At 38.8% G+C, this 21,344-nt stretch carries 23 protein-coding genes; 22 read left to right on the top strand and 1 reads right to left on the bottom strand.

Features of this window, described 5'->3' with window-relative positions; all coding sequences use genetic code 11:
- The first annotated feature begins 3 nt into the window (after nt 1–3).
- The 4 genes from terS to L6W14_RS16225 are packed head-to-tail and all read left to right on the top strand — an operon-like array spanning nt 4 to nt 4,600.
- A complete protein-coding gene (gene terS, locus L6W14_RS16240; RefSeq protein ID WP_237898363.1) occupies nt 4–804 on the top strand; it encodes a phage terminase small subunit in 801 nt (266 codons plus the stop codon).
- Nucleotides 804–2,012: a PBSX family phage terminase large subunit gene (locus L6W14_RS16235; protein WP_237898362.1), complete on the top strand. Its 1,209-nt coding sequence runs from the start codon at nt 804–806 to the stop codon at nt 2,010–2,012. The genes terS and L6W14_RS16235 overlap by 1 nt, the downstream gene beginning before the upstream one ends.
- A 12-nt stretch (nt 2,013–2,024) precedes the next feature.
- A complete protein-coding gene (locus L6W14_RS16230; protein WP_237898360.1) occupies nt 2,025–3,584 on the top strand; it encodes a phage portal protein in 1,560 nt (519 codons plus the stop codon).
- Nucleotides 3,581–4,600, top strand: coding sequence for a phage head morphogenesis protein (locus L6W14_RS16225; protein WP_237898359.1), 1,020 nt, complete (start codon nt 3,581–3,583; stop codon nt 4,598–4,600). The genes L6W14_RS16230 and L6W14_RS16225 overlap by 4 nt, the downstream gene beginning before the upstream one ends.
- Before the next feature lie 14 nt (nt 4,601–4,614).
- Here the strand turns inward: L6W14_RS16225 and L6W14_RS16220 are convergent, their stop codons facing one another.
- The gene (locus L6W14_RS16220) at nt 4,615–4,944 is read right to left on the bottom strand and encodes a hypothetical protein (protein ID WP_237898358.1); all 330 of its coding nucleotides are present in this window, start codon (nt 4,942–4,944) and stop codon (nt 4,615–4,617) included.
- Nucleotides 4,945–5,137: 193 nt separating this feature from the next.
- On the opposite strand from L6W14_RS16220, the gene L6W14_RS16215 reads away from it, so the two are divergent.
- From L6W14_RS16215 to L6W14_RS16130, 18 genes are all read left to right on the top strand, one after another.
- Complete coding sequence (locus L6W14_RS16215) at nt 5,138–5,809, top strand: DUF4355 domain-containing protein (protein ID WP_237898357.1); 672 nt, start codon at nt 5,138–5,140, stop codon at nt 5,807–5,809.
- Between the two features lie 29 nt (nt 5,810–5,838).
- Nucleotides 5,839–6,702, top strand: coding sequence for a phage major capsid protein (locus tag L6W14_RS16210; RefSeq protein WP_237898356.1), 864 nt, complete (start codon nt 5,839–5,841; stop codon nt 6,700–6,702).
- Nucleotides 6,703–6,715: 13 nt separating this feature from the next.
- Nucleotides 6,716–6,874, top strand: coding sequence for a DUF7302 family protein (locus L6W14_RS16205; protein WP_237898355.1), 159 nt, complete (start codon nt 6,716–6,718; stop codon nt 6,872–6,874).
- A gap of 8 nt (nt 6,875–6,882) precedes the next feature.
- On the top strand, nt 6,883–7,209 hold the full coding sequence (locus L6W14_RS16200) for a head-tail connector protein (RefSeq protein ID WP_237898354.1): 327 nt from the start codon (nt 6,883–6,885) through the stop codon (nt 7,207–7,209).
- On the top strand, nt 7,196–7,519 hold the full coding sequence (locus L6W14_RS16195; RefSeq protein ID WP_237898353.1) for a phage head closure protein: 324 nt from the start codon (nt 7,196–7,198) through the stop codon (nt 7,517–7,519). The genes L6W14_RS16200 and L6W14_RS16195 overlap by 14 nt, the downstream gene beginning before the upstream one ends.
- On the top strand, nt 7,519–7,935 hold the full coding sequence (locus tag L6W14_RS16190; protein WP_237898352.1) for an HK97-gp10 family putative phage morphogenesis protein: 417 nt from the start codon (nt 7,519–7,521) through the stop codon (nt 7,933–7,935). Before L6W14_RS16195 ends, L6W14_RS16190 begins: the two co-directional genes overlap by 1 nt.
- Nucleotides 7,932–8,375, top strand: a complete 444-nt coding sequence (locus tag L6W14_RS16185) for a DUF3168 domain-containing protein (RefSeq protein WP_237898351.1) — start codon at nt 7,932–7,934, stop codon at nt 8,373–8,375. The genes L6W14_RS16190 and L6W14_RS16185 overlap by 4 nt, the downstream gene beginning before the upstream one ends.
- A gap of 44 nt (nt 8,376–8,419) precedes the next feature.
- Nucleotides 8,420–9,190, top strand: coding sequence for a phage major tail protein, TP901-1 family (locus L6W14_RS16180; RefSeq protein ID WP_237898350.1), 771 nt, complete (start codon nt 8,420–8,422; stop codon nt 9,188–9,190).
- A 63-nt stretch (nt 9,191–9,253) separates the two neighbouring features.
- A complete protein-coding gene (locus L6W14_RS16175) occupies nt 9,254–9,703 on the top strand; it encodes a tail assembly chaperone (protein WP_237898349.1) in 450 nt (149 codons plus the stop codon).
- Nucleotides 9,592–10,050 carry a hypothetical protein gene (locus tag L6W14_RS16170; RefSeq protein WP_237898348.1) on the top strand — a complete coding sequence of 153 codons (459 nt, stop codon included), beginning with the start codon at nt 9,592–9,594 and terminating at the stop codon, nt 10,048–10,050. Before L6W14_RS16175 ends, L6W14_RS16170 begins: the two co-directional genes overlap by 112 nt.
- Nucleotides 10,051–10,055: 5 nt before the next feature.
- Nucleotides 10,056–15,668: a phage tail protein gene (locus L6W14_RS16165; protein ID WP_237898347.1), complete on the top strand. Its 5,613-nt coding sequence runs from the start codon at nt 10,056–10,058 to the stop codon at nt 15,666–15,668.
- A 19-nt stretch (nt 15,669–15,687) separates the two neighbouring features.
- Nucleotides 15,688–16,551, top strand: coding sequence for a phage tail family protein (locus L6W14_RS16160; protein ID WP_237898346.1), 864 nt, complete (start codon nt 15,688–15,690; stop codon nt 16,549–16,551).
- Nucleotides 16,552–16,562: 11 nt separating this feature from the next.
- Entirely contained in the window at nt 16,563–18,749 is a 2,187-nt protein-coding gene (locus L6W14_RS16155; protein ID WP_237898345.1) for a phage tail protein, read from the top strand.
- Nucleotides 18,750–18,752: 3 nt separating this feature from the next.
- Nucleotides 18,753–19,139 carry a hypothetical protein gene (locus tag L6W14_RS16150; protein WP_237898344.1) on the top strand — a complete coding sequence of 129 codons (387 nt, stop codon included), beginning with the start codon at nt 18,753–18,755 and terminating at the stop codon, nt 19,137–19,139.
- Entirely contained in the window at nt 19,139–19,285 is a 147-nt protein-coding gene (locus L6W14_RS16145) for an XkdX family protein (RefSeq protein WP_131522655.1), read from the top strand. Before L6W14_RS16150 ends, L6W14_RS16145 begins: the two co-directional genes overlap by 1 nt.
- 83 nt (nt 19,286–19,368) lie before the next feature.
- Nucleotides 19,369–19,686, top strand: coding sequence for a hypothetical protein (locus L6W14_RS16140; RefSeq protein WP_131522654.1), 318 nt, complete (start codon nt 19,369–19,371; stop codon nt 19,684–19,686).
- Nucleotides 19,687–19,715: 29 nt separating this feature from the next.
- Nucleotides 19,716–20,849, top strand: coding sequence for a siphovirus ReqiPepy6 Gp37-like family protein (locus L6W14_RS16135; RefSeq protein WP_237898343.1), 1,134 nt, complete (start codon nt 19,716–19,718; stop codon nt 20,847–20,849).
- Nucleotides 20,850–20,933: 84 nt separating this feature from the next.
- Complete coding sequence (locus L6W14_RS16130; RefSeq protein WP_237898342.1) at nt 20,934–21,176, top strand: hypothetical protein; 243 nt, start codon at nt 20,934–20,936, stop codon at nt 21,174–21,176.
- Nucleotides 21,177–21,344 lie beyond the last annotated feature (168 nt).

Here is a 21,344-nt window from a genome sequence, read left to right as displayed (position 1 = left end):
GATATGGCTAGACAAAGAGACCCTAGAAGGGATGAAGCGTTTGATATATTCAAGCAACATGACGGAGATATCACAAATCGAGCTATAGCTGAACAACTAGAAGTACCAGAGAAAACAATTTCAGCATGGAAAAGTCGTGATAAGTGGAATGTAGTACTACAAACAAATGAATGTAGTACTACAATTAAAAATGTTCAGAGAGAAAGAGGAGCACCTGTTGGTAATGCTAACGCAAAAGGTAATCGAGGTAATAAAAATGCATCAGCTCCAAAACAAAACTCAAATGCTCTGACACATGGTTTCTTTCAAAAGTTCTTACCAGAGGAAACGCTCGAAATCATGGAAGCTATGAATGAACGTTCTCCAGCCGATTTAATCTGGGATCAGATACAGATTCAGTATGCTGCAATCATAAGAGCTCAACGGATTATGCATGTGGAATCTAAAGATGAAATGATTAAAGAGCTCAAAAAGGCAAAATACGAATACTACCCACGATCCAAAGAGGATGGCGGAGGCGTAGAAAAAGCTGTAACAGAAGAAGAATACAACTTCCAATTCGCATGGGAACGACAGGCGCAACTACTCACTGCTCAATCGAGAGCAATTGGGGAGTTGCGTTCTTCTATTCGTCAATTTGTGGAGATGGCGGATCAGGATGATGAGCGTAGGTTGAAGCTTGAGCAGATGCAGTTGAACATCAATAAAACAAAAGCCGAAATTAGCAAACTCGAAAACCCTGATAGTAATAAGCAAGAATCAGAGATTGCGAAAATGTTACGTCGCATGGCTGGTGAAGAGTAATGGCTGAATTAACAAAAAAACAACAGTCCGTTATGGATTCGTTCGTTAAAGAAAAGCCTAAAATCATAGTCGCAAGTGGTGCAAAGCGAGCAGGGAAAACATTCGTGTTTATCTTGCTTTTTTTAATGCATATTGCAAAGTATGAAGGACAAGGGCTATCTTTTATCATCGGTGGCGCTACACAGGCGAGTATAAGACGAAATGTACTAGATGATATGGAAATGATATTGGGCAAAGAATTGAAGCTCAATAAGGCTAATGCTGTTACGATTTTTGGTAATAAGGTATACGTGTTTGATGGGGCAAAAGCAGATTCCTGGAAAAAGGCACGTGGATTTACATCCGCAGGGGCTTTCGTCAATGAAGGAACTGCATTACATGACACATTTGTAAAAGAAGTTATTTCACGTTGTTCTTACCCAGGAGCTCGAATATTTATTGATACAAACCCGGAGAATCCAGCACACAGTATCAAGAAAGACTACATTGACAAAGATGGTCAAACTTTAGAAAGTGGTCGTTTGAACATTCGCGTATTCAATTTTTCTTTATTTGATAACGATAAATTAGATGAGGAATACATCGAATCAATTGTAGCAAGTACACCTTCAGGCATGTTTACTGAACGCGATATTTACGGACGCTGGGTAGCTGCAGAAGGTATTGTATATAAAGATTTTAAAGAGAACGTACATTATGTTTCTTCTGTAGAATTCAGCAAAAAGAATATCGTAAAATATTTTGCTGGCGTTGACTGGGGATATGAGCACTTTGGATCTATTGTTGTACTGGCAGAAGACGACCAAGGCGATGTGTATTTGTGTGAAGAGTATGCTCATCAATATTATGAGATTGATGATTGGGTAAAGATAGCGAAAGATATTAAAGAGCGTTATGGCAATATCAACTTTTATTGTGATACAGCTCGACCAGAACATGTTGCACGTTTTAAACGCGAAAAAATACGAGCGTTCAATGCAAAAAAAACAGTTGTAGCAGGAATAGAAGAAGTAGCTAGACGTTTCAAATTAGAAAGGTTGTTTGTTGTTCGTGATAAAGTGAAACGTTTTGAAGATGAAATTTTTCAATACGTATGGAATTCGAGCACTGGAGAACCAATTAAATTGTGGGATGACGTACTGGATGCTCTACGCTATGCGATTTATACGCATTATTATAAAGAAATCATCACAGGGAAGAACCGATAAGGAGGTGGTACAGTGAACGAATACATTGCTTATATCGATGCGAAGGGTGTTACACTTCTATTACTTGATAAGCTCGTTTCAGAAACTAAAGCTGAACGAAACAAACGATTACTCAACTACAATCGCTATAAAGCAGAACTATCAGCAGTACCGATTTTAACACGTAAGCCAACTGATTATGCCCAAGGTAATGACAATGTAGTCCGTGTTGACGACAAGGTGAACAATACTCTTAATAACCCTTTAGACGCTGAAATAGTAGACACAAAGGTTGGCTACATGTTTGGTAATCCAATCTCATACGTAGTAGACAAGCAAGCTCAAGGCCTTGATAAATTATCTGAGGCGATTGAGCTTTTTAATTTGCGTAATTCTGTCGATGATTTGGACAGTGAATCTGGCAAGAAAACAGCTATTTGTGGCTATTCAGCAAGACTGCTTTATATTGATACCGATGGAAATGAACGAGTTACAACAATTGATCCATGGGAAACTATCATCCTTTCTGAAACAGCAAATGTAAGTGAACCAAAATACGCACTGCGATACTTCAAAAGTGCTGAACTAGATGCTGAGGGAGAAAAAGTAGAGATTGAGCAGCTGGTGTTTTATGATGCAACAACTGAACGACTCTACACTCGCTCTGATACTGATTCACCATTTGTTTTGAAAGACGAAAGGAAGCACTTATTTGACTATTGCCCTTTATTCGGTGTTCCCAATAATGAGGAGCTGCAGGGCGATGCAGATAAGGTGTACAACCTTATCGACGCTTATGATAGAACTTTATCTGATGCTTCAAACGAAATCGAACAGTTCCGATTGGCATACCTAGTGCTTAAAGGTATGGGGATGGATGACGAAGATGCGAAGAAGGTCGCTCGAACTGGCATCTTTGAATTGATGGGCGAAGATGACGACATTAAATATCTAACCAAAGATGTTAATGATCAAATGATTGAGAACCATTTAAACCGCCTTGAAGAGAACATCATGCGCCTAGCTAAGAGTGTGAATTTCAGTGATGAATCGTTTGCTGGTAATGCTAGTGGCGTAGCAATGAAGTATAAACTTATGGCCCTTGAGAACAAATGCAAAACAATGGAGCGAAAGTTTACGACAGCTTTACGTTACCAATTCAAAGTCTTATGTAGTGCATGGGCCAAAAAAGGTATTTGCTCTAAGGACGATTACTTGAAAGTTTGGTATGAATACAAGCGAAACATCCCTGTTGATTTACTATCAGAAGCTCAAGCCTCACAAGCCTTAAAAGGGTTAGTGTCAGAACGCACTCGACTTTCTAAGTTAACAATTGTTGATGATGTGGAGTATGAACTAGAAGAGATGCAGAAGGATGCTCAATTGTATGGTAATGAGCTTGAACCTTTAGACGAAATCGGAGCGCAAGAAATGGACGACATCTTCCCGAAGAAAAAAGAGGAGAAGAGTACATCATTAAGTAGCAAAAAGATGTGCGAAGATTGTGGAGGTACTGGTGAAGTAACAAGCACTAAAACAGGGAAGCAAATTGTATGTAAAAAATGCGGTGGATCGGGAGAGGTTAGCCGATGAATCAACAGGAAATCAATCGTATCTTAGATGATTTAGAAGCTAAAGCTGAGAGGGATATTGAGGTTGTTTTTGCAAGACGCTTAAAGTCGATACTTAGTCAGATGTTAGAGATGCACCGCAAGTTCGGTAAGAACGGTCAAGCTACCTGGACTGATGTCAATAAGTACAATCGCTTTAACCAAGAGATGAAATTAATTGCTCAACAACTAAATGCTGATTATAAAGAGATTATCAAGCTCATACAAGCTTCACAGGAGCGACTTTACATCGAGAGGTACTTATTGATGGCATATTTGCTACAGCAGTCAACAGGTGAGGAAATGGGCTTTAAAATACCTTCTGTTGAAGTGATACAAGCAGCGTTAACTAATCCTGTTGAGTTTTTAACGTTACCTAAGATATTCGAGGCTCATAGAAACGATATTATCAGGCGTTTAAACATCGAGATTGCACAGAGTTTACAAGCTGGTGAAAGTTACACAGACATGGCAATTCGAATTGAACAAGCTATGGGTTGGACGAGAAAGAAAGCTATACTTGTTGCCAGAACAGAAGGTGGTCGAGTAAGGTCGCAAGTTGACCTAGCTATTGAGGAACAGGCTAGCAAGACAGCTCGGCTAACCAAGGTTTGGATGTCCTCACTTGATACCAGGGTAAGGAAGTCTCATAGAAAGCTAGATGGTCAGAAAGCTGATAAAGATGGCTATTATCATTATGGTAAATGGAAATCAAAAGCACCAAGGTTATGGGGCATTGCTTCAATGGATATACAATGTCGATGTCATACGATTTATATGGTGAATGGCAAGTTACCAGAGTACCGTAGAGGCAGAGATTACATGGACGATACGTACCAGAAGCAATTGGCTGCTCGTATTGATGCTTATATGTCTGATTTAGGATTGTCCTACAGACAGGCTTTTAACAAAGCGTACAAACTGGTGAAACCACCTAGTGTTACAATTCCGTTCATGAGTTATAAAGAGTGGAGAAAACAATTCAGTGGAGAGGAGTAAAAGCAAAAGGTGATTTAATCCTTTTGCCTAATCTCTAAATAAACTGAGAAACTGATAGCAATAAACATTATTACCGAAAAAATAATTGTAGCAATTGATTTGAGAGAGACTGATGTAAAAAATAACACAAGAGAACAAATGATAATGGCTACACGCACTAAAATATTTGTTTTTTTACTTGGCTTTAAAAAATCTTCCAGAATGCCTAGAAAAAAACAAAACGCTATCAATACTAGATACTCATAAAGAAGTATTGGTTCTAAATATTCTGGACTAAACCTTGCTAACTGAATTGCGGAAATAAACATAAGAATATATTTTGTGTATTTAAAAATGCCTGACAAAGTATCACCTCATTTTTATGATAGTTAACTAAATAATGTAAGTCCAGATGAAATTTGGAGTAATTTTAGTCGTAGTCATACGGCTTTTTATTTTTGTCTTTACTCTCGTAGACGCTATAAAGAACGAGAACAAATAAACTTTTGAACAGTTTAGGGATTCTTATGAATAACTAAATTGGGCAAGGAGGAAATTATGAATCAAAATCCATTCAATCTTAAAACGTTAATACCTTTAGATATTCAAATGCTTGCGGGAGAAGGAGATCCTAATCCAGAGCCAACACCTGAACCTACACCGGAGCCAGCATCAGGGGGAAACGGTCAAGGGGCTGCGTTGACACTCGAAACGGTTCAATCATTTCTAAATGACAATGATGAGGGTAAGAAATGGCTACAGTCATTTGCTGATACTCGAGTAACTGATGCTATTAAGACTTATGAAACTAAAACTCTTCCAAAGAAATTAGAAGATGAGATTTCCAAGCGTTATCCACCTGAATCAGAAGAAGCAAAACAGTTACGCGATTTAAAAGCACAATTTGAGCAATCTCAAAAAGAAGCAGCGCGTGAAAAGCTATTTAATCAAGCGTTGTCTACTGCAACAGAAAAGAGTTTACCAGCAAAATTAGTAGAGTTCTTTGTAGGTGAGGATGCAGAAAAGACAACTGCTAATTTAGGCATCTTAGAAGCAGAATTTAATGCGGCTGTACAAGCAGAAGTGGACAAGCGTTTCAAAGATGGAGGCACGCCACCACCACCTAAAGGCGGTCAACCTACCGCATTGACAAAAGAAGCTGTTATGAAAATGACTACTGAAGAAATCAATGCTAACTGGGATGAAATCGTTAAAAACAAATTATTATAACCGATTATCGGTAAGGAGGAAACATTATTATGGCAGCAACAAACTTTATTCCAAAAATCTGGTCAGCTCGACTATTACACAACTTACAAAAATCTTTAGTATTCGGACAAACTGGAGTAATCAATCGTGATTACGAAGGCGAAATCACGGCTTATGGTGACACTGTGAAAATCAATGGTATTGGTGCAGTATCAGTAGGCGATTACACGCGAAATAATGATATGACTGATCCAGAGGAACTTTCTGATAACACTCGTAACTTAGTGATTGATCAGTCTAAATTCTTTAATTTCCAAATTGATGACTTAGATAAAATCCAACAAAATCCGAAGCTGATGGATGCTGCAATGCGAGAAGCAGCTTATGCATTATCAAATGTAGCAGATCAATTTATCGCCTCACATTATGTACATGCTACGAATGTAATTGGTACAGATGCAGCACCTATTGATGTGACAAAGGAAAATGCTTATGAATACCTAGTAGACCTTTCGACTAAACTCGATGAATCAAACATTCCAACAGAAGGGCGTTTTGCTGTTCTACCACCTTGGTTTGAGGGTCTCTTACTGAAAGATGATCGCTTTGTAGGTTCTGGCGCACTCCCGGCTGATGATCGTTTAATTAATGGTGTGGTTGGTCGTGCTGCAGGCTTTTTATTAATGAAATCTAACAATGCTCCTACTATTGCAGCAGACACTGGAGTGGTTGCAAACTCTAAAATCATTGCTGGTCATAACATGGCCTGGACGTATGCGGAGCAAGCAGCGCAAGTAGAAGGTTACCGCATGGAGAAACGTTTCGCTGATGCAGTGAAAGGACTTCACCTGTACGGTGCCAAAGTAACGCGTCCTGAAGCTCTAGCAGTGTTATCAGCTAAACGTCCACAATAAGGAGGGGTTCTACGTGTTTGTTAAAAACTTAAAAACAGAAATTACATGGGCGGTCACTGAGGAACATGGTGCCCGTCTTTTACGTACTGATGAATTTGAAGAGGTAGAAGCACCAAAGCCAAAACGTGCTCCTTCGAAGAAATCAGAAACAGATGATGAAACAGAAAAGTAGGTGGTCTTATGTGGGAACCAACACAAGAAGAATTAGATCAGCTAAAGCAATTGAATAATGTTACAGGAGCTAAGCATGATGGATTTTATCGTGCAATGGCTCCTATTTTATTTGATGTAGCGAAAGACCATTGTAATGGTAAGTGGGAACCGTCCGAAATGCCACTTGCCGTTAAGCTATTCATCGCTAAAGCGATTCAGTTTAATATGCAAACAACAGGTCTAGCAGGGCGCACGATGGGGACTGTCTCGTATTCCTATGATACAGAGTTTCCAAAAGCCATCTGGACTTATCTAAGGCCTTATAAGAGGGTGAAATTCCATGCATTACGATGAATTTCCTCATGAAGTTGAAGTAGTTCAGAAGAAGAAAGTATCAGACGGTGCTGGCGGTTCAACAACCATATGGGTGCCAGTAGATACGCTTGATGCTTTTGTTGATACACCAACAAGCAAAGAGCAGTATTATGCGCAACAGCTAAGTAATCCTTTGGATAGGTACATGTATTATCCTTACAGAACCGATTTGACTTCTAGCATGCGATTACGCTATGAAGGTGAGATATATGCATTCGCAGGTCGTGCTGAGGACCAGGGTGGTCAACACGAAATCATGCGTGTGGCATTAAAGTTGGTGACTGAATAATGGCTAGGATTACATTCGGAGGACGCGAGTTGCTAAGGGCAGCACGTAGATTTGAAGAAGGGCTACTGGATAAGATATCTGACATTGTTTATGAGACAGCGCGGCTTATACAAACGCAGGCCAAGGCTCTAGCTCCTGTTGATGATGGTAGCTTGCGAGATTCAATTGAAATGAAGATGCTTGGTAAATTTAACGCTATTGTTACGGTTGGTGTTCATTATGCCATATACGTCGAGTATGGTACTGGTATCTATGCTCAAAATGGAAATGGCCGCAGAACACCTTGGACTTATTACAGTTTAAAGCTTGGCCGTTATGTAACAACAGAAGGGATGAAAGCTCAACAATTCTGGGGCCCAGCAGTTGATGCAGGCCAAGAATATTTTAAAACAGAAATGAGGCGATTGGGCTTATGAGTAATTACTATGCCTTGCCTTTCTTTGAACTTCAAAAAGCTATTTTTCAAAAGTTAACTGCATGTGAAGCACTAACGGCCATCACTAGAAAAGATGAAGATGATCTTGGTGTTTATGATGCAGTAGACGAGAATACACCTTATCCATACGTGGCAATCTCAGAGCCTTATACGAGCCCATTTGATACCAAAACAAGCAATATCGAAACCATAACTTTTACAATCCACACATGGTGGAAGGATAACGATGATTACAGCGGTAAGCGTAAGACGTATGAAATGCTATCAGCTTGCCAGCAGGCTCTAATGTCTCGAAATTACTCCATACCAGGCGCAAGAGTATTAAGTGTCCTAAGACGTGAATCTCGCGTTATAGACGATAATAGCCCCGATGTAAAGCATGGCATTTTATCAATTCAATATAAAGTACAAAACATCTGACAGTCCTAAATGGGCTGTTTTTATTTTTAGGAGGGAAAACACTTATGCAAAACGGTAAAGACACGGTCTTACTTGTACAGCTAGCAGATGCAGCACTTGGTTCAGATGGATTCTTGATTGGGAATCTTACTGAAAATAGTTATTCACTTGAGAGTGAATTAGTAGATGAGCAAACGAAATTTGGTCGTATCTTAGCGTACGGCCAATCAAGTGAATCATTTGAAATCTCAGCTTACGGAGATAAAAAGGATCCTGGGCAAAAGGCAATTCTCGATGCAATCCGAAACGAGAAACAATTAAAAGTGTGGGAAGTTGATTTGAAAGTAAATGAAGATGGTACTCACGATGCAAATTTTGCCTACACGTTAGTTGAATCAGTGGAAAAGTCTTCACCAGGTGACGGTTTCCAAGAGATCTCTGCAACACTCCAAGTTATCGGAAAATCACAGCAAGGTAAACTACCTAAATTACCACAGGAGGTAATTGAGTTTGCGACATACGGCTTCGAAACACCTGGCGAAAAGTCTGGTGAATTTGGTAAGGATCAAACGGAAGGTGTAGTAGTGGATAGCGTATCAGTTACGCCACAAACAACATCGGTAGTAGTTGGCAGCACTCGTCAACTTACAGTTACAGTTCTTCCAGTAGAAGCAACCAACAAAAATGTAACATTTGTTTCAAGCGATGTGGCAATCGCTACGGTGACAACTGCTGGATTAATCACAGGTGTAGCTGAAGGTTCAGCAACGATTACCATCACAACGGCAAGTGGAGGTAAAACAGCTACTGTCGCTGTAACAGTCACTGCAACATAATTCGAGCACTCCATAGTGAGTGCTTTTTCTAATCCGAAAAAATTATTTAGGAGGCTATAACACATGGCTACATTAACGATTGCAGGTACACAACAAGAGGCGAAATTCGGTTTCGCATTTAAAAATCTGGCGGATAAAAACTATAACCAAAAAGATGACAAAGGAAACGAGGTAGGCGGTTTTAATGGCATTTATACGGGCTTGCTACAGTATGACATTGATGCATTAAAAGCATTTTGGGATTGTGGTCTGGCCCATTTAAAGAAGCGCCCATCCATCGCAGATATCGAAGAGGCTCTTGAAGCACGTATCGAAGAAGATGGCGATACGGATCAATTATTTAAAGAAGCATTCCGTGAAATTGACGCTTCGGGTTTTTTCAAAAAAAGTGTGACGACGTTTTGGAAGAACTTAGAGCTATTCAAAGGGATGGCCCGAACAGAAGCAGAGAAGAAAGAGAACGCTCAGGGCGTTCAGATGCTATTGGACGCAAAAACCGAGTTGCTGGCTTAGAATGGCTCGAAGTCCTAACAGACGTTGCTCAGCACATGAATTTGTATGATGTCGATTTAATAATGTCATGGACACCAAACGAGTACAAAGCTTTTAAAAAAGGTGCTTTACTGCAGGTCGTTGACAACTATGACAACATGGCTCGTATGGCTGTATTTAATCGCATAGCTGCTAATAAGAAAAAGCTACGAATTGAGAAGGATTTATTTGATGCAAAATCAGCACGTGATCGCATCACAGGTGGAGATAAAGCATGGAAAGAATCAAAGAAAATCGATACAACACGTCATGCTAAAGCTCAAGAAGCTATGAAGAAGTGGGCTGAAAACTTAAGTAAGAAAGGGTGAGTTAGATGAACGGTAATTTTACAGCGCGGATTGGAGCGCGCATTACAGAGTTTATGGCTCGAATGCGCCAAGTGCAAAATACAATTCGTACAACGGCCAATGATGTCAGGGTCGACATCGGGGCAGATGTTAGCGAATTTAACAGACGTATGGCTGAAATCCGAGCGCGTATTGCAGCATTAGTACGAGAAAAAGTGGTCATCAAAATTGAGGCACGGATTGAAGATTTCCAAAGAAAGATTCAACGCATTGCTTCTAATTTACGAGCCTTTGGTGAATTGGCACAACATACGATATCAGGTTCATTAATCGCTGTCTTACCAGCAATTGTGCCTATTATTGCAAATGTTGGGGTTGCAATTGCTAACTTGGGTGTCATGTTAGGAGTAACAGCAGGTTCAGCATTTGCACTAGTAGGCGCGTTTACGGCGGCAGGTGCAGCAGCAGGAGCATTTGCAGCTGTAGCAATACCAACAATCAAGAAGTTGTTTGATGAAAATGCGCAGTTAAATTCAGTGCAAAAGAGCTCTAAAGCTTCTTTTGACAACATGAAAAAAACATATCAATCGCTAGTTACTGAGACAGAAAAACCTGTCTTACAAGCTTTTACAAGTGCAATGCAATTTACTGATGCATTACTTACTAAATTAAGACCACTGCTTTTGTCTAGTGCTCAAGCAGTGGCAAACTTAATGGACCAACTTAATAAAGCGATAGCTACGCCACCTATTCAAAAGTTCTTGGATTACCTTAATACTAGTGGGGCTACAATGCTTGAAACATTTAGTCGCTCTTTTGGCAACTTATTTAAAGGTTTACTATCCATGTTAACTGCTTTTGCTCCATTAAGTGCGAGTACTGCAAAAGGGTTTGAAGCGATGACAGCACGTTTTGCTGAATGGGCAAATGGCTTAAGTGATAGCGCAAAATTCCAATCATTCATGGATTATGTTGCGACGAATATGCCGAAGGTTCGAGCGATATTCCGTGATGCAACAGCAGGGGTTATTTATTTCTTCAGCGCATTTGCTGGATCATCACAAGGTATGATGGATGGTCTAGTTTCGATGATGGCTAGATTTAAAGAGTGGTCTGCTACATTAAGTCAAAGCCAAGGATTCCAACAGTTTATTGATTATGTACATCAAACAGCACCTAGTGTAATGAGTTTGATTGGAAACTTAACTAAATTCTTAGTAAACCTCGGGATTGGCATGGCTCCTCTTGGTGCAACCATTATCAACCTAGCAAATAAGTTTTTAGAGTTTGCTAATAGTTTGATGGAAGGTAATCGTACGATTGGGGTCCTGATAGCAGGATTTATCTCATTCGGCGGTATTTTACTTGCATTAGTACCTAACATCATTGCATTTGGGACATTATTTAAAGGTTTGATTCCAGCTATAACAAAGGTTGGATCGTCATTTATTGCATTTTTACCAAGGCTGAATACTTTGGGTACTACAATTGCAAATCTCGCAACTAGAGTAATTCCAGCATTAGGTCCAGCACTTGGAATCATAACAAGTAATGTAGGCATTGTAATTGGTGTGGTCACTGGCTTAATAGCAATTTTTGTAGGTTTATACAATACAAACGAAACATTCCGTAGTCAGGTGCAAACAGTTTGGGCAGCGATTAAAACAGCTATCTCAACAGCTGTTACAGCAGTAGGAAGCTTAATTTCATCGGTCTGGTCACAAATCACCTCATTCTGGAATGAGAACCAAGAAAGCATTAAATCTACTGCATCCACTGTGTGGAAAGCTATTGGGAATATTATAACAACAGTTATGTCTGCAATCGGTGCAATTATGCAGTTTATATGGCCAGTCGTAAAAGCGATTATTGTTTCCACTTGGGAAGCAATTAAGAACGTCATTAACGGAGTAACTAAGGTAATCCTAGGAATCATTCAAACCTTCTCATCATTATTCCAAGGTGACTGGAAAGGCGTATGGGATGGTATTAAACAAATACTTAATGGTGCACTACAAGCTGTATGGGGTGTTGTTAATCTCTATTTCGTAGGTAAATTACTAGGACCATTAAAGGCATTTGGTTCAACAGCTAAGACGTTTTTACAAGGTGTATGGACAGCAATTAAAGGTATCTTTACAAATACTTTAAATACATTAAAAAGTTTGGTTACTTCTGTTTTCAATAGCATGAAGTCAACAATAACGTCAGTTTGGAACAGTATCAAAAGCTTCTTCACAACGGTGTTAAACGGCATTAAATCTGTTTTCACGAATATTTGGAGAAGTATCGCGACATTCTTAGATAATTTATTTACGAGTATTTCGGGTCTTGTGCGTTCTGTATGGAATGGAATTAAGAATGTTATTTCAAGCATTTTAAATGCTATTGCTAATGTTGTGAAAAGCATTTGGACAGGAATTAAAACAGCGACGACATCTATCCTTAATGGTATTAAATCAGTCATAGATAAGATTTGGAACGGATTTAAAACAACTGTTACGACAGCGATGGATAATGTAAAAACGGCTGTTGTGAACGGCTGGAACAAGGCCAAATCGTTCTTAGAAAGCGTTAATCTACATTCAATAGGACGCTATATTATTCAAGGCCTTGTAAATGGTATAAGCAGTATGATGGATAGTGTTAAGTCGAAAATATCCGAAATTGCTAATGCTATACCAGAAAAATTTAAGAAATTGCTTGGAATTCACTCGCCCGCGCGCGAGATGATTGGGCCAGGGGCTGATGTTGTAAATGGCATTTTGGTTGGCGTAGAAGGTCGTTCACCAGCTCTAGAAAAAGCCATGGTTGAAATGGTCAATGTCATACTAAAAACTGTTGATAATTCAAATGCCCAAGTCGAAAAGTTAACCAAGGAAAATGCTACTAAACTTGCGAAGATCGAAACAGACAAAGCGTACAACATACAGCAAATTCATCTGAAAGCACAGGCTGCTAAGCGTAAGTTAACTGCAGCTGATCTAGCGCATATCAAAAAGCTAGAGGCAGATGCAGCAGCTAAATCTATTGCTGCTCAAGAAAAATATGCTGAAAAGATTAAAGCCATTCAGGAAAAAGCCGACACAGCTCGATTAGACTCAGTGAAAAGCTTTATCGAAGGTAAACGAGAGTTAGAGTTAATTAGCAACGCGCAAGAAGCTAGATTGTGGGAAGAAGCGCTCAAGACGTTTACTGATGGCACTACTGCTAAAATCAAAGCGCAAATCCAGTACAAGAATGCCTTGAAAGCTGTAAGCGAAGAGCTTGCTACTATTAACGAAACGTATTCCAGTAGAATCAGCGAAGTTAATAAGAATCTGAAAGAAGAAGAAGAGAAGCTAACAAAAGTTTATGAAGATGCGGTTAAAGATCGTGAAAAGTCTTTACGTAATCTTGGCGGAATCTTTGAAGCGTTTGAAGTAAAGATTGATAGATCAGGTAATGATCTTCTTAATAACCTAAAGTCTCAGGTCGACGGATTTAAAGCTTGGCAGGCTGAAGTAGAAAAGCTATCCGAAAAGGCTATTGACAAGGGGCTACTTGAAGAATTACGTCAAATGGGTCCAGCAGCACTTGGTGAGTTAAAAGCGCTTAATTCTTTATCTGAGCATGAGCTTAAACAGTACAGTGATATGTATCAAGAAATGGGCGAACTTGCTCGTACACAAGCTGAGGCCGAGTTCAAAGGATTAAAAGATAGCACGCAATTAATTATAGCTTCCATGACTGAAAATGCTGAGATAGAGCTAGATAACCTTCACAAGGAATGGACTGCAGCTGTTAAAGGAATCACAGAAGCTACTAGTGACGGTTTCTCCTCATTACCTGAGATTGGCAGACAGGCTGGACAAGGATTATTGAATGGTCTATCTAGTATGCAAGGGCCTTTAGAGGCTAAAGCGCGCGAAATAGCTACATCCATTGCCACTACGATGCAGTCAGCTTTAGACATCCACTCACCCTCGCGCCTCACAAGGGATTTGATAGGGGTCAATGTCGTAAAAGGGGTTATTGTTGGTATAGAGAGCATGAAATCTTTAGCGCTTAAAGCAACGATTAATATGTCTCAGTGGTTTGTACCAAAGGTTCCAACTAATCAACTGAATGCCACGCTTGATACAATTGGCGGTTTACACGACAAACTTGTTGAACTAAGTGCTCATTCAGCAGATGAGCGCATCAAGATTGAAGAAGATTACAACAAGCAAATGGCCGTATTAAATAAAGAGAGAGAAAAAGCTCTTTACGAATATATTGACGCAGTAAACGCTGCACAAGGCGGTCATTCTTTTGAGGTTGGCGATGCGTATGATCAATATTCTCAAGTCACTGAACAAATCGATGAAGTCACGGCTGCTTATAAGGAACAATTAGCTGTAATTGAAGAAAGTCTTAAAGAGCGATTCGAAGTTGAAAAAGCTTATGTAGAACAGCGTAAGAAATTCAACACAATGTCACTTGCGGATGAATTAGAAGCGTATCAAAATTTCTTAGCAAACTATGCAGAAGGAACAGAGGAACGCATCTATTATGAAGAAAAGATTGTTGAAGCAAAAAAGGCTATCCATAACGAGCTTGTGAAGATCAACGATGACTATTTGAAAAAGATACAAGATGCTAACCAAAAACTGATCGATGGTGAAGCTGCTTTAAATAAAGCTTATGAAGATGCTGTCTCATCACGTAAGCAGTCACTGTACAGTACTGTTGGATTATTTGATGCAGTTAGTGAAAAATCGGAAGTATCAGGGCAAGAATTAATTAGTAATTTACGTGGTCAAAATGATGCCTTTAAGGACTGGATGTCTGATCTTCAGTCATTAACAGCAAAAGGATTGGATAAAGGGCTATTAGCAGAATTACAAGCCATGGGTCCTAAAGCAGCATCAGAAATTACAGCTCTTAATGGTTTAAGTGAAGCCGAACTTGCAGAGTACACAGCGCTTTGGAAAGAAAAATCCGAACTTGCTCACACTCAATCGATATCTGAACATGAACAAATGAGGTTGGATACAGAAGCACAAATACAAGCATTACGTGCATCTACAGCGGCTCAACTTGATATGTATGCAGCAGAATGGCAAGCAGCTGTGTCAGAAATCCGAGAGGGTACAAAAGACGAGTTTAATTCCATGGTTGCTGATATGCCTGAGATTGGTGGTAATGTTATCAAGGGTATGCAGCAAGGGCTATCCGAGATGATACCTGCTTTACTTGCGCAAGCCCAAGCGATTGCTGAGGCAATTAAGCAAACTATTCAGGATGCCCTTGATATCCATAGCCCAAGCCGCTGGGGTAAAAAGTTCGTGGGTCATAACCTTATAAAAGGCATTATTATTGGTCTTGCAGACATGAAATCGGATGCCATAAAAGCTGCCGAAAGAGTAGCCGAGTGGATTCAGCCTCATGTAGAAGTTAGTGATATTATCAAAGATATCAGTGGTGCCATCGATGCAATCCAAACAGAAATTGAGCATAAAGTGAAGGTTGATGTAGAAGTAAACGGTGCTGTAGAACAAGGTACGAATGATAAAGGTGTACATCAAGAAGTACACTTACATTCACCAACACCTTTAAGTCCTTCAGAGAATGCACGACAATTGAAAAAAGTAGCGCAACAAATGGCTTACAATTAATTAAAGGAGAGGTCGCTTAGTGGAGACAGTCACATACACAAATCGCTTTGGAGAGTCCGTCACATTTGGCGGTCCTCCTTTTTATTTGCAAAATATTGAGGGTTTGGGAGATGTGTCAGCTAATCTCCAAACACAAAAAGTACCCTATGAGGACGGTAGTACATTAATAGATGTACTGCTGGATGAACGTTCGATAGATATTACATTTCTTATCGTAAATGCCATCGATGAAGGTGGATATGAAACCGTATCAAGGCGAAGAACAGAAGTTGCACGTATTGTTAACCCGAAGTTAGGCCCTGGTACCTTACGTTATGAAAATGACTATCTAGTACGAGAGATTTTAGTAGTTGCATCAAGTGTACCAGCTTTTCCTGATGGTGACGGGAGAGCTAAAACATTACAAAAAAGTATGATTAATTTTGTCGCACCTGATCCATATTGGCGCAGTTTGAAAATTGATGAAGAGCCAGCCTTTCAACCGTTATTTCAGTTTCCCTTTTCTGGCCCGTTTCAAATGGGCATGCAGAGAGATCGACGTATCATTAACAATGATGGGGATGTTGCGGCACCGTTGTACATTGAGTTTTTCGGACCAGCAGATAACCCTAAAATCGAAAACGTAACAACAGGTGAATTCATTAAAGTTAACCAAACGCTCGCTGAAGGTGAAAAGATGGTGATTGATACAACACCAGGCACGAAATCGGTTGAGTTTGTCGATGAGGGTGGATCTCGCAGGGATGTTATAAACTGGCTCGATTTAGACAGTGTATTTTTTAAGTTGCAGCTAGGTGAGAACGACATTAGTTATACAGCTGACAATGATGTGCAGGGTTCAATCGTAAACATTAGCTATCATAAACGCTACAACGCAGTATAGGAGGAATGACAGTGGCTGAAATATTTAAGTTTTTTAATAGTGCACCAGGAGATGAGCGTTGGCATTATGCTAGTGATTTTGCTGATTATTTTGGAGATGTACTGTCTAGTGGACTATTGCACAAAGACGGAACACCCAATCTTTTAGTAAAGGTAAACCCTGGTACCATGCAGACAATTATAGAACCGGGTAAAGCATTAATGCAGGGGTACCAATACAAAAATACAACGCCACTTTTTTTAACACATGGTTTACCAGAACCAGATGTAGATCGAATTGACCGTATTGTTTTGAGATTGGATAAACGGAACAATGCACGATACATTAGGCTGTTTGTAAAAGAAGGTGTGTCAGCTGAAAACCCAGTTGCTCCTACTTTGCAACGCGACAATTACGTATATGAAATATCGTTGGCACAAATTAGGATAATGGCAAATACAGCTTCACTAGAACAGCTAAATCTCGTGGATGAACGGATGGATGAGGATCTATGTGGCATTGTTTATTCACTCATTAGCGTACCTACTAGTGTGTTCCAACAACAATGGGATCTTTGGTTTAATTCGATAAAAGGTGGAGTGGAAGCAGAAGTAATTGCGTGGCAGTTGCAGGAGATGGCAAATTTTGATGCTTGGCAAGCACAGGAAAAAGCGAATTTTGACGCTTGGTTTGCATCGATTCAAAATATTTTAGATGGTGATGTAGCAGCTACATTAGCTGCTAAAATTACAACGTTAGAACAAGATTTTGAGGCTCATGAAAACAATGCAGCAACTACTTCGACACCTGGACATGTAAAAATAGTTGATTCTGTAAGTAGTGAATCAACCACTGAAGCAGTTACACCTAGAGCAGTTAAACAGGTAAATGACACGCTAACAACCCATGCAGATGATTTTACAAGTCATGTTCATTTTGCTGTAGCTACAAATGAAAATGATAAGGTTATAACATTGGATCATATACTATCTTCTTTACCATTAGGATTTGCTGTATCATTTGCTAACTCACTAGCTAATACTGGTCCAGTAACATTAAATGTTAATAATTTAGGCGCTGTACCAGTTTTAAATGCCAAAGGTGAGCAGTTAAAAGCAGGGGCTTTAGCAGCTAAAAGTATTTATACTGTGCGTTACAATAGTGCGACTGGAAATTTTATCTTACAGGGTGATGGGGGTGGTGACGACTTTGATTATAACAAAATATTTAAAGGGTTAACAGAAGTGGTGGATATTACAGAATCTTATACTCGTAACTACTATCTTTCTACGGTAGCTATTGGCACGAAATTAGCAGTAACAACAATAGGTAATGCCCAAGTTGGGCAAGCAACATTATATAATCTTGATGATTTTACGGTAACTATGAGTGGTATTAATTTACCTAATGTTTATGATATGTATGTTTCGGATGATGACCAAGATGTATACACTTCTGCTAGTGGTGCGCTCGCTAGATATATTAACGGTGGTAAAACTCAGCTATATTTAAAAACGGTAGAAAATGTAGTTAATAAAAACTTTAGTAGGTCAGGTAAAGTTTCTATAGACAATGAAGGACATATATTTATGCACTCAGCGCATGTTGTATATAAGGTAAACTTAGCAGATGGGGTTATGATCAAGAAATATACATCACCTACAAGTCAACAAATTTCTGATATGCTAGTTGACCCTATAAATAAATGCATATATATAATTAACACTGTTTATGCCGTTAGAAAATTAAACTTTGACTTAGAGTTAATCTGGGAAAAGACTGCATGGAAGAAAGTAGACGCAAATGACCCTAACTATATGCTATGGGCATTAGATTCTAATGGTAATCCAGTATTGGAATACAGTATCGCAGGGTACTATTATTTACGTTTTACGAAATTTAACTCTATAGATGGTAGTGTTATCAATGAAAGGACAATTAGTGATAATAAAGCGCAAGTTTATCCACAGTTTTCAAATGCAGCATTTAATAGGTATGCTAACAACTTAGTGTACTTTGATGCTAAAAAGTCACACGCTTTTAATGAAAACACGTTTGATTTTTTAGGTTCATCTGCTAAAACTTGGGCAGTAGCACCAGGGGTTACAATGGTAAGGCCAGCAAGAGACGGAAAAACTTTAGGAGCGACTTATCAAGGCTCAAATGGGATGATTTTTTTAGAGAAACCAATGTACAAAATAATAGAAGGAGGGCAATAGCATATGATTTATCTAAGTGATTTAGCTCTTATTCAAGGTAGTATTTATAGAGTTGACGGTGTGCATAATATGCCATTTGATGAAACTTATGGACTTGGTAAAACGGAAGAGGAATTAAATCAAACTGGATTATTGGTAGAATCCTTACCAGTAAGAGAGGATAACGGTAAAAATGCTACGCTTTTTGTAAACAAAAGTACTAAAGAAATGTATTATGAGTACGCAGATTTCCCACCTACTGAAGATGAAAAGTATGCTCAAATAAATGAAGCGTTAGGTGTTGCTTTGTTAGAGAATGCAGCAGATAAGGTGCGGATTGTAGAACTTGAAAAAACGCAAGGCGAGCTGCTTATGGAAGTAGCCATGCTGAAAAAGGGAGGTAATTTATAATGTGGTATGCAACTGTAAAAAGATATTATGACACAAAACATCCATCTTACAATGACGAGAGTTTAAAGATTTTTGTAAAAGCAGCAATGATTACTGTCGATCAGTATGAAACTATAACAGGTATTGATTACGTAGACGCAGCATAAAGCTAGCGTTATTTTTTTGTCTGAATTCAAAGGTAAATAAACCCTTTTGTCGAATTATTATAGACAAGAGGATGGTGAGAAAAATGTATGTAGAATATCAAATCAATTTAGATTATGCAGATGGAAAAGTAAGTGAGAGTAAATCTTATAGATTTGAAAATGCTGAAACAAGAAATATGGTTTTTAACCAAATTGTTTCGGATTTTTCAAATGATATAGTTGATATGAATCATTTAAGGCAATTCGGTGGTATTACGATTGATTCATATGATTATTATGAACCCAACTTAAGTACAATTGCACCGTTTGTTCCACATGCTTCGTTCAATATGGCTGTATTAGATGAAATATTGAATTTGTTGGAGCAAAAATCTAAAAACAGTTCAATTAAGATAAAGTAAGGCACTCTCATCGTAGGGTGCTTTTTATTATGCAAAAGAAGGTGATCACATTGCAGAACATCCCACTAAGAGTTATTGATGATGATTTTAACTTACTAGGCGAAGTAGATCGATACTCATCGGCACAAATAGGCATCTCCTGGTCTGATATAGGAGAGCTAGAACTTCAGATTAATCGTTACCTACAGCATGCGGATAAGCTGACAAAGGGTAACATCATCTTTCCGTATAACCGATTGGACCAAGCCTATATTATTCGCTATCGTGAAATCGAACTTGATGAAAACGGCAAACAAACAGAGAGTTGGCGAGTTAAAGCTTTATCACTTAAAACCTTTACCTCTCAACGTTTAATTTACCCAGCACCTGAAAAAGCGCATGAAGAGGTTACTGGTGATGTAGAAACAGTCATGCGGCATTTTGTTGACACGCAAATGATTAATCCAGTTGATCCTAACCGTGTATTCCCTAACCTTGTGCTAGCGGATAATCAAAATCGAGGTCCAGAAATTGAAGAAAAAGCACGTTACGACCCATTAAATGAAAAGCTCAAAGAACTATCAGAGCTTCATGGATTAGGTTGGAATATAGAACTTGATTTGCATAATAAACAGTTCGTATTCGTGATAAATGAAGGGCGCAATCTAGTAGCTAATCAAGTCGGATTGCCTCAAGCCATTTTTTCAACAGAATTTGAAACGATTGAATCACTCGAATACACCGAAAGTGATCTGGAATATAAAAATTTTGCTATCGTTGCAGGGCAGGGTGAGGGCATCTATAGAAAAATAGTTCAAATCGGTGAAGCTGTTGGAAAAGATCGATATGAAATGTTTGTTGATGCACGTGATTTAACTACTAATGCTGGACTAGTCAAGCGAGGTAACGAAAAGCTGGCCGAACATGCCCAAGAGGTTTACTTAGGTGGCCAGATATTGACTACATCAAGACTTATATATGATGAAGATTATAGTGTAGGCGATATGGTGACGGTCCGAGATAAAGGTTGGTGTGTGACCATGGATACCCGAATTACCGCAGCTAAAGTGATTTGTGAGTACGGAAAGCGTAAGGTTGAGGTCGTGTTTGATAATGATAAGCCTACTTTTATTAGCAAAATGAGGCGTGAGATTGATGCATTGAAGTACGAGTTGAAAAAATAGGCTCAAATAACTAAGTAATTTGTCTATCAAAGAAGGAAATCATTACCTTTTGTCGAATTATATATACGAAGGGAGGATGATGATATGAAAACCGAGTCTGCAAAAATCTTTGTTAAAAGAGAATATGATAATGAAGACCATGAATATTATGTGGTAATTGATGATGTGAAAATTTTTGATCTCAATAAAAATGAAATTAAAAATAAAGAAATAACTAATCATTTCATCAATGAAAAGACTTATGACACAACTGACATTGTTTTAGTTGAATTAGTAGCTAATGGTTTAAACATTGATGAATCTGATGTGAAATTGGAGTATATATAGCTTGGTATAAGCACTCTCAGCTGAGAGTGCTTATTATATTGTATCATTAATACCTAAGTAAAGTAATGCACTGTACCGATCAGTGTTATTTTTTATGTTTTTTAGCTATGAGAGCAATTGAGATGGGCAACAGTACATGTTACTGAATCTCGATGCTTCTCATAGCTT

It is taken from the genome of Lysinibacillus sp. ACHW1.5 (genome assembly GCF_022014815.1).
In the GTDB taxonomy this organism is placed as follows: domain Bacteria; phylum Bacillota; class Bacilli; order Bacillales_A; family Planococcaceae; genus Lysinibacillus; species Lysinibacillus capsici.
The sequence above is the reverse complement of the archived record's forward strand: the minus strand, read 5'-3'. Positions and strand labels throughout refer to the sequence as shown.